Here is an 8531-nt window from a genome sequence, read left to right on the forward strand (position 1 = left end):
GCAGTGAAAGAGCAAACTAAACTCTTCCCCGGAGTCACCCCCTTCAAGACTCCGAAGCCCGAGCGCCTGTTGGAGCGCGTCCTCCACATCGCGACCAACCCCGGTGACATCGTCCTCGACGTCTTCGCCGGCTCCGGTACCACCGCGGCGGTCGCCCAGAAGATGGGCCGCCGGTGGGTGACCTGTGAGCTGCAGGAGGACAACTTCACCCAGTTCACCCGCCCCCGCCTGGAGAAAGTCGTCCGCGGCGAGGACCACGGTGGCATCACCACGTCCAAGGGAGAGCGGGTCCCAGCCGCCGGCACAGACCTCCCCGAGGGCATGAGTGCTGAGGACGCCCAGAAGTTCACCTCCCTGCTCAACAAGCTCGTCCGCGACGATGATGACCTGAAAAAGTGCCCCCAGGTCAAGGCGCTGAAGGCACTGTCCAAGACCACGAAGACTCCCGATACCGTCAACTGGCGCGGCGGTGGCGGATTCACCGTCGCACGTCTGTCCCCGGAATGCTTCGACTACGACGAGACGCTCGGGCTCACGTTGCTCACCGACGCAGCAACCGGCGACACCCTGATCAACTCCGTGGCCGCGAACCTTAACTTCCACCACACCCCGGATGACCCGGTGTTCCACGGCATCCGAGGCTGTATGCGCCTGGTTGTCGTCGAGGGGACTCTGCTGACCAGCCGCGTCGATGAACTGCTCGCCGAGCTGGCCGACGGTGAACTGCTCACCATCGCCACCACCGAACCCGACGAGGCGATCCGCAGTCACCTGCGCCAGGTCAAGCGCGGCTGTCGCATGGTCCACATCCCCGACGACATTTTCCACCCCACCACCGCCGCCGGCCTGCTCGCCGACGACACCGTCCAGGAGGCCTGATCTGATGAACCAGTCCCACAACAAGCCTCTCGACCTGGTCCATGACGAAGGTCTCGTCAACGCCGTCGCCACCCAGTTCGACCTGCGTAATCCCAACCGGGCTGCCTTGGATGCCACCGTCGCCCGCATTGCCGGTGGCGAGTTCGACCCGCAGAATCCTCTGGTGCTCAACCTCGCTACCGGCGTGGGAAAGACCTACGTCATGGGTGCGCTGATTGAGTACCTGCGGCAGTGCGGACACTATAACGTCATGGTCGTCACCCCAGGCCTGGTGATCCAGTCCAAGACGGTCGCCAACTTCGCCCGCAACAACCGAAAGTACATCGGCGGCTTCGATGTTCCGCCGCGGGTCTATACCCCTGACAACACCCGAGGGGCCACGAAGAACCGGAGCCAGGAGACCCTGCCGGACAGCTTCACCGGCTCTGACGTGTTCGTCTTCAACGTCCAGAACCTCCTGGCGCCGAAGAAATCCGACCAGGACACCCTCGGCACCACCATGGAGGCCCGGCGGGCGAAGGTCCGCCGGTTCAGCGAGACCGACGGCAACGTCTACGAGTACCTCCAGTCCCTCGACGACCTGGTGATCATCGCCGACGAGTCCCACCTCTACGGCAGCGACGCCAAGGCGTTCAACGCCGCGCTGAAGGAGCTGGACCCGGCGGTCACCATCGGACTGACCGCATCCGCCGAGCCCGGCGACGACATCGTCTTCCGGTACCCGCTGTACCAGGCGATCACCGACCGCTACGTCAAGCGCCCGGTGATCGTGTGCCGGGCCACCGACTACTCCGAATACGCCGACGCCGAAGAACGCCAGCTGCGCGACGGTCTCGCCGTGCTGCGGGCCAAGGCCGCGGAGTACCTGAAGTACACCCGCAACAACCCCACGGTGACTCCGGTCCGCCCGGTGATGCTGGTGACCTGCTCCGACATCGACCACGCCAGCGAGGTCGCCTCCCTTCTCTCAGGACCCGGCTACGTCGGTGATCGCACGCGGGTCCTGCAGGTCGACTCCCAACATGACGACGAGGACACCCGCCGCCGGCTCGACGCCATCGACACCCCGGACTCCACCGTCGAGGCCGTGGTGTCGGTCGGCAAGCTGCGCGAGGGCTGGGACGCCCGCAACGTTGCGGTGATCGTCTCGCTGCGTGCCATGGCCTCTGAGGTGTTGACCCAGCAGACCATGGGCCGCGGCCTGCGACTGCCGTTCAAGGCATACACCGGCGTGGAGACCATCGACCAGCTCGACATCATCGCCCACAAGTCCTACGTGAATTACCTTAAAAGCGAAGACGCACTGAAGGTGTTCGGTATCGAGCAGGGCGCCGCGCCGGCTCCCGCCGGCGACGGAGACCACATGACAGGCGGGACTGTAGAGGTCGAGGTCCCAGTGACCCCGGGTACGAACGAGACCGTCCCCGTGCCGTTTGTCGGCCCGACTGGCGGCACGGGAAGCACTCCTGACGACACTCAGCCGGCCACCGGCGGTGACGTTCCCGGGAAGACCTTGACGGGAACCATTCAGCCGGTCGAGCCCCGGTCTGTCATTGGCATCAACGAACTCGATGATGGCGAGGAGGTGCCAGAGCCGGAGGAAGTTCCGGAACCAGTCACCGTCGAGATCAACGAGAAGTTCTCCGACGCGACATTCCTGTTTCCTTCGTCCACCATGGGAACCCACGTGGACCCCTTCTCCCTGTCGGCGGTCACCGACGACCAGGTGCGAGAGGCCATGGCGAAGGTATCGGTCGAGGGAGTGCAGTTGGACCGGCGGAAAGTGGAGACTAATGACGGGAAGATCCGTCTGGCCCCCACCACACGCGCAACAGGTGGTGCAGATGTCGTAGACGACGACTTCGTCAACCGGGTGCTTGCCCAGGAGGCTGTCGGAACCCGTACGTTCACGCCCACCGAGAGGAACATGAGGATCCTGAACGCGCGGATCCTCATCCCGTTCCTCGGATTGGTCGGTCGTGAGCCGTGGACGGAAAAGGCCCTGGAAAGCGCTCGCAAAGAAATCCAGGTGCTTCTTAAGTCCGCGAAGAAGGATTTCGTGGGAAGCAATACGAGGCTGGTGCCCGAGATCAGTCCGGTCAAGCTGCCTGTGGTCTCTTCGTTCACGTTGCCGGTCGGAGTGGAGCTCCTCCCCGTCGTGGAGCCTGATGACCTGTTGGGTACGTTTACCAGGCAAGGCCACTACGGCCCGTGGGAGAACAACAGCCTGTTCAACGCTGCTCAGTTCGACTCCCTGAGCGCGGAGTACAAGCTGGCCTACATGCTGAACTTCGATCCCGAGGTCCAGTGGTGGAAGCGGCTGTACCCGGGTGACAAGGCACGTTTCGCCTGGTCCGGCGGCGACCGGTACTACAACCCCGACTTCGTGGTCCGGGACAACGACGGCAACTACTGGATCATCGAGGCGAAGGCAACGTCGAAGATCGACGACACCGAGGTCCAGGAGAAACGTCGGGTCGCCGAAGCTGTGATGCGTGAGATCACCGGTGACGACCGTTTCCCGCAGCAGTGGGGCTATGTCCTGGCTTCGGAGACGGACATCGAGGCTGTGGACTCATGGCAGGGGCTGCTCGGCAGGACGGCCCCGGTCTGGTCGTAGTCCCCGTATCGGACAACGACCCTCACCATCACCGGTGAGGGTCGTTGTTCTGTCTTGTGGTTGCACACGTCGATAACTCGAACAGGCTGTCGAGTTCAGGTCAGTCACGGTCCGCCCGTCGACTAGAATCTGTACCAACAGTATCGACAACGGGTTCGATACGAGAGATCCCAGGGAAAACATTGCACGACTATCTCGTAGCCATCTTCGGCGGCGTGAGCTCCGGCCTCATTGTGGCACTGGTGCTGGCCATCTTCCGGATCATGGACAAACCGCCGTTCGAGGCCACCGCCGGACCAGATAGCACTGTAACCATCATCAACAACCGACTCCGCCCTGCCGTGATCGGCGGAACGTGGATGATGTGTGAGGGATCAGTCGTCTCCGAGCGCAGCCCACGCGGAGGGAATCACGGCATTCTTCTTCGCCCAAGGGTCTCGACGGTTCTGGAGCGCAGCCAGCACCTCGCACCTGGACAGACTTTCGATATGACCATCCGATACATTCCCCTCTGGCGCCACTTAAGCAGGAAGCTCCCCTCCGACCACCTGCACTGGCAAATGGACCCGACAGCTCTAGTTACCAACGGCAACGAAGACCACCAGCGAAAGTGGCACCGCTTCCCCATCATCCTGAAGTCGGCGTGACGGGGGGCAGAAGAATATGACGACGCACACTTACCCCAATAACGAGCGCCCCATCAACTTCTTCAGAGACAGATACATGTTGTGCCATCAGTGTGGACATATTTTCACCGCCAACCTGGAAATACTTGAAGCACTGGAACAAGTAGAGGAATCTTGCCCGGCCTGTGGAATCACTTGCAAGGATGAAGAATCCCCTCGGGTGACCGCAGACCCGTACGATCCAATTCTCGACCCGGAGAATGTCAATCGTTTTACATGGTATCATACCAGTACAATTCCAGACTGGCCACAAGCTAAGTTTGACCCCACATTCGATAAACCGGATTGGTTCATAGAAAACCTAAGGAACACCCTGGGTGGAGAATCGTTTAATCAATTTATTGAAGATGCAAAATCCGTTGCCCTTCATGTAGGCACTTACGAATCAGCGATTCATAATATGCTCAGACGAATTGACGAGCAGGACTCCTTTGGGAAGCCCTTCTATCTCTACCGCGTTACACTTAGAGACGATGCCGTAACCGCAGAGAAGTGTGATGCCGAGTTTAATGGAATTTTCGGCGACGTAAAACTATCTGACGCATGCCCCGAAGGGATCGACACAGCACGCTATGTCAATTCCCGCGAGGATCCAGGGAGTATTTCACTCGCCCTCCGACGAAGCGCCATCGCTGCCATTCAGAGAATTGAGGTACCTTTGCCAAAGATAAATTGCACAGTTTGGCACGAATCTGCGATTGTCGCCATTCAGTCGGCAACCTACAAAGAGCCGGTGAGGGAACCAGGAAATCCATTTTGGGATTTAATTCATGCGCGCGATCCAAAAACGCCAGAAGATAAAATGAGAAGTGCCAAAGTTGACGAAGCTCGTAAGATAGGTACGAAACTATCAACTCACGTTCCATGCAATATGCGGAGACATTTCATTTCTGCACTGCGCCTTGAAGGGCGCACCGCGAATGAGTGGGCCCTTTATGCCGCCGGAATACTTGAGCTGATCGGTAACTCCGAGAATGTACTTTCCGTCCTGAACGATCAATAGCTCAGGCCAGTACTTCCCTAAGGGAAAGCGATCCGCATAGAGCCCACTCTGACCAGCGCAGAACTGGACACATACTCTAGCCAACGGCCTGTCATGTCCCTTACCCTCGGCCCATGAGCGCCGCCCCGGACCCGAACCGCATCGCCTTCATCGGCGACCTCCACGGCAAGCCCAACGCCTTCGAGCAGACCCTTGACCTCGCCGTGTCCGTCGGCGCGGCGACAATCATCCAGACCGGTGACTTCGGCTTCCACCGCCCCGCCGACCTCGAACTCCTGCAACTCAGCCTCGACGAACGCGCTCCAGACGTCGACTACCGGATCATCGACGGCAACCACGAGGACTTCACCCTCCTCACTCCCGACGCCACCGCACCCACCGCGCTGACCCGGTCGATCACCTACATGCCCCGCGGACTGCGCACCACCGTCGCCGGGATCAATATGTTGTTCCTCGGTGGGGCTACCTCCACCGACCGACAGTGGCGGACCGAGGGCGTGAACTGGTTCCCCACAGAGCACATCACCGACGCCCAGGTTACCCGCGCCATCACCGCCGCCAGCACCGGTACTGGCCCGGCGGACATCCTCGTCACCCACGAGACCGGATCTGCAGCGTTCACTGCACTGGCCCACAACAGTCCGCACGCCCAGACCAAGGAATCCGACCCGCTCAGCCAGGCCGACCGGGCCCGCATGGACCGCGTTCTCATCGCCGTGCACCCGCGAGTCCATGTGCACGGGCATCACCACACCCGCTTCGCCGCACCCCTGGACGGTGAACTGACCGGAACGCTGGACGTCGCCCTGGCCAAAGAAATTAAAGACGGCTCCGTCGTCGTACTCGACACCCACGGCGGTGGCCCGGACCAGTGGACCTGGTCGGTGCCGGTGAGCCGAACGGTCTTCACCTACAACGACGACCAGACCGAGGTCCTCGACACCCGGTTCACCATCGACATCCTCCCACTGCGCCCGTGGGCACAGGTGGAAACGCCGTGGCCCGAGCCTGCGCTGCCGGACTCCACACCTCGCCAGACCGTGGAGTCGATCACCGCGAACTACATGGCCCTGCAGCGCCAACTCGGGCACAGGTACCCGGAGGGCCACCAGCCTGACTCACAGCGTCCCCACCCCAATCCGATCCGTACGCGGCGGCTCACCCTCATGGTCCGACAGATACTGTCGGACCACCCGTAGTGGGAGGACTTCGCCGACGAATTCGCCGGCTGGCTCATCGACGACGATCTCGATGCCCTCGCCGCGCACCTGCTCGACCCGGATCCCCGCTTCGACGGTTAGCGGGACCTCAGCCCACTGCCTGACATGTGGGGCACCCCGGAGCTTCAACTGTGGGCGGCGCTGGCGGCACGACAGCACGGCCAGTGACCAGGAAACATGGTTTGACCTGCGCAGAAGTTGGCACACGATACTGGACGACACGACCGCACTACCAGTAGCGTCACCACCATGACCACCGAGCCCGAGTTCGACCCCGAGTCCACCGGCCCCCACCACGATGCCGAGGTGGCGCAGTACTTCACCGCACACCCCGACATCTTCACCACCGAGCTCACCGACGACAACACCACCGCCCGCGCCAGGTTGCTGACCGCCGAGGAAGCCGCCGCCATGCTCAACATCCCACTCCCGGCACTGAGCAGGATGCTGGAAGAAGGCCAGCTCCCGTACCTGTCACAGGGACGCCGGATCAGGATCAGGGCCGACAGTGTGCTCGCTTTCCAGGAGACCCTGCACACCCGCCGCGCCGAAGCACTGGATCGTATGCAGGCCCAGAGTCAGGCTGACGGCCTCTACGACATCCTCAACACCACCATGTACAAGGACTGACCGGCGCCCTGGCACCCCCGGTGTCCGAGGAGAGCCTCGACGCCGACTGTGTCACCGCCGGCCGGAGGAAAGCCAGCACAATCCAACCTCACCGAAACGACACTACCGGTGACCTGGAAACATCATCTGACCTGCGCAGAAGTGGACTCACAATACTGGACACCACACCAGTCGACGACCTACTCTTCCCCCATGACCGCCGACCACGTCCCCCACGCCATCGCCTTTATCGGCGACATTCACGGCAAGCCGGCCGCCTTCGAGCACACCCTGGCCACCGCGCTGAACCGCGGTGTGACCTCCATCATCCAGGTCGGTGACTTCTGGATTTACGACGAGCCGAAGGAACCGGCGAAGCTGGAGCGGATCATCACCCGGGTCTGCCGCGGTGCAGGGGTGGACCCAGATCTGGTGAACTACCGCTTCATCGACGGCAACCACGAGAACTTCGACTACCTCACCCCGGACGCCACCGACCCGGTGGTCATCTCAGAGCATGTCACTTACATGCCGCGGGGGACCCGCGCGCGGATCGCGGGGGCGGAGCTCCTGTTCTGCGGTGGGGCGAGCAGCACCGACCGCGAGTACCGCACCGAGGGGCAGTCCTGGTGGCCGGCGGAGAACATCACCGACACCCAACTCGACCGGGCCCTCACCACCGCCGATGCAGGACCGGTGGATGTGCTGGTGACCCACGAGACGATCACGGCCGCCTTCGATGAGCTGTGCGCCCTCGGTGGTCACGCCCGTGACAAGCTCGATGATCCGCCTGGGGAGGCCAACCGCGCGAAGCTGGGCCAGCTCATGGCCGCCGCACGTCCTCGGGCGCTTGTCCACGGCCACCACCACACCCGTCACGCCAGCGTCCATGACGGGGTCCAGGTCGTCTCCCTGGCCCTGGAGACCCGCGTCGGCTCCGTCGCCATCCTCGACACTGACTCGTGGACCTGGTGCGTGGCCTCGGGCAGGCGCGACACCGGTGACGACATGACCCTGTGGAACGGAGCATCAGCATGACTGTTCACCCCGAATATCCCGACCCCTGCCAGATCCCGGCCGATGTCCCCTTCGACCACGTCTGCGAGGTCTGCGGGAAGACCGCGTCGCTGACCTCGGCCCAGGCTTACGATGCCGGCTGGGACTACCCGCCGCAGATGGGCGAGTGGGGTGTGGTCTCCCCGCGTACCTGCCAGCGCTGTGGGATGGACGCCACGGTGTGGTGGGCGCTCACCACTGAGAAGAAGACCGTCGCCGACCTCACGCCGGAGCAACTGGCAACGGTAGCCAGGATCCGCGGCGAGATGCCCGAGTAAGGAGAATCCCCATGACAAACAACCCTGAAACCTCAGACCCCAACACTCCGCCTGCGGTGGAGCGGTACTTCGCCGTACACCCCGACATCTTCGACGTGGAGCTCACCGAGGGCAACACGGTCCCCCGGCGCCCGCGGTAGATGCCGCAGGCTCCGGCAGACGAGCAGCGTGCAGGCCACA

At 62.4% G+C, this 8531-nt stretch carries 9 protein-coding genes; all 9 read left to right on the top strand.

The window, feature by feature from the left end:
* Window positions 1-879: DNA methyltransferase (locus ACT3TD_RS14330; RefSeq protein WP_444615070.1), on the top strand; the 879-nt coding region annotated here is incomplete at its 5' end.
* Window positions 880-883: 4 nt separating this feature from the next.
* Window positions 884-3499, top strand: a complete 2616-nt coding sequence (locus ACT3TD_RS14335) for a DEAD/DEAH box helicase family protein (RefSeq protein WP_444615072.1) — start codon at window positions 884-886, stop codon at window positions 3497-3499.
* A 182-nt stretch (window positions 3500-3681) separates the two neighbouring features.
* On the top strand, window positions 3682-4146 hold the full coding sequence (locus ACT3TD_RS14340) for a hypothetical protein (protein ID WP_444615074.1): 465 nt from the start codon (window positions 3682-3684) through the stop codon (window positions 4144-4146).
* A gap of 16 nt (window positions 4147-4162) precedes the next feature.
* Window positions 4163-5188 (top strand): hypothetical protein, encoded by a 1026-nt coding sequence (locus ACT3TD_RS14345; protein ID WP_444615076.1) that lies wholly within the window; start codon window positions 4163-4165, stop codon window positions 5186-5188.
* A gap of 113 nt (window positions 5189-5301) precedes the next feature.
* Window positions 5302-6387 carry a metallophosphoesterase family protein gene (locus ACT3TD_RS14350; protein WP_444615078.1) on the top strand — a complete coding sequence of 362 codons (1086 nt, stop codon included), beginning with the start codon at window positions 5302-5304 and terminating at the stop codon, window positions 6385-6387.
* A gap of 270 nt (window positions 6388-6657) precedes the next feature.
* Window positions 6658-7038, top strand: a complete 381-nt coding sequence (locus ACT3TD_RS14355; protein WP_444615080.1) for a helix-turn-helix domain-containing protein — start codon at window positions 6658-6660, stop codon at window positions 7036-7038.
* A 192-nt stretch (window positions 7039-7230) separates the two neighbouring features.
* A complete protein-coding gene (locus tag ACT3TD_RS14360) occupies window positions 7231-8055 on the top strand; it encodes a metallophosphoesterase family protein (protein ID WP_444615082.1) in 825 nt (274 codons plus the stop codon).
* Window positions 8052-8351 carry a hypothetical protein gene (locus tag ACT3TD_RS14365; RefSeq protein ID WP_444615084.1) on the top strand — a complete coding sequence of 100 codons (300 nt, stop codon included), beginning with the start codon at window positions 8052-8054 and terminating at the stop codon, window positions 8349-8351. Before ACT3TD_RS14360 ends, ACT3TD_RS14365 begins: the two co-directional genes overlap by 4 nt.
* Before the next feature lie 11 nt (window positions 8352-8362).
* Entirely contained in the window at window positions 8363-8491 is a 129-nt protein-coding gene (locus ACT3TD_RS14370; protein ID WP_444615086.1) for a hypothetical protein, read from the top strand.
* Window positions 8492-8531 lie beyond the last annotated feature (40 nt).

It is taken from the genome of Corynebacterium sp. AOP36-E1-14 (assembly GCF_052377495.1).
Taxonomy (GTDB): domain Bacteria; phylum Actinomycetota; class Actinomycetes; order Mycobacteriales; family Mycobacteriaceae; genus Corynebacterium.

Excerpts from the sequence above, each read along its gene's own strand:
- ACT3TD_RS14335 (WP_444615072.1), top strand. The coding sequence starts at position 884 with ATGAACCAGTCCCACAACAAGCCTCTCGACCTGGTCCATGACGAAGGT.
- ACT3TD_RS14370 (WP_444615086.1), top strand. The coding sequence starts at position 8,363 with ATGACAAACAACCCTGAAACCTCAGACCCCAACACTCCGCCTGCGGTG.
- ACT3TD_RS14355 (WP_444615080.1), top strand. The coding sequence starts at position 6,658 with ATGACCACCGAGCCCGAGTTCGACCCCGAGTCCACCGGCCCCCACCAC.
- ACT3TD_RS14365 (WP_444615084.1), top strand. The coding sequence starts at position 8,052 with ATGACTGTTCACCCCGAATATCCCGACCCCTGCCAGATCCCGGCCGAT.
- ACT3TD_RS14345 (WP_444615076.1), top strand. The coding sequence starts at position 4,163 with ATGACGACGCACACTTACCCCAATAACGAGCGCCCCATCAACTTCTTC.
- ACT3TD_RS14360 (WP_444615082.1), top strand. The coding sequence starts at position 7,231 with ATGACCGCCGACCACGTCCCCCACGCCATCGCCTTTATCGGCGACATT.
- ACT3TD_RS14350 (WP_444615078.1), top strand. The coding sequence starts at position 5,302 with ATGAGCGCCGCCCCGGACCCGAACCGCATCGCCTTCATCGGCGACCTC.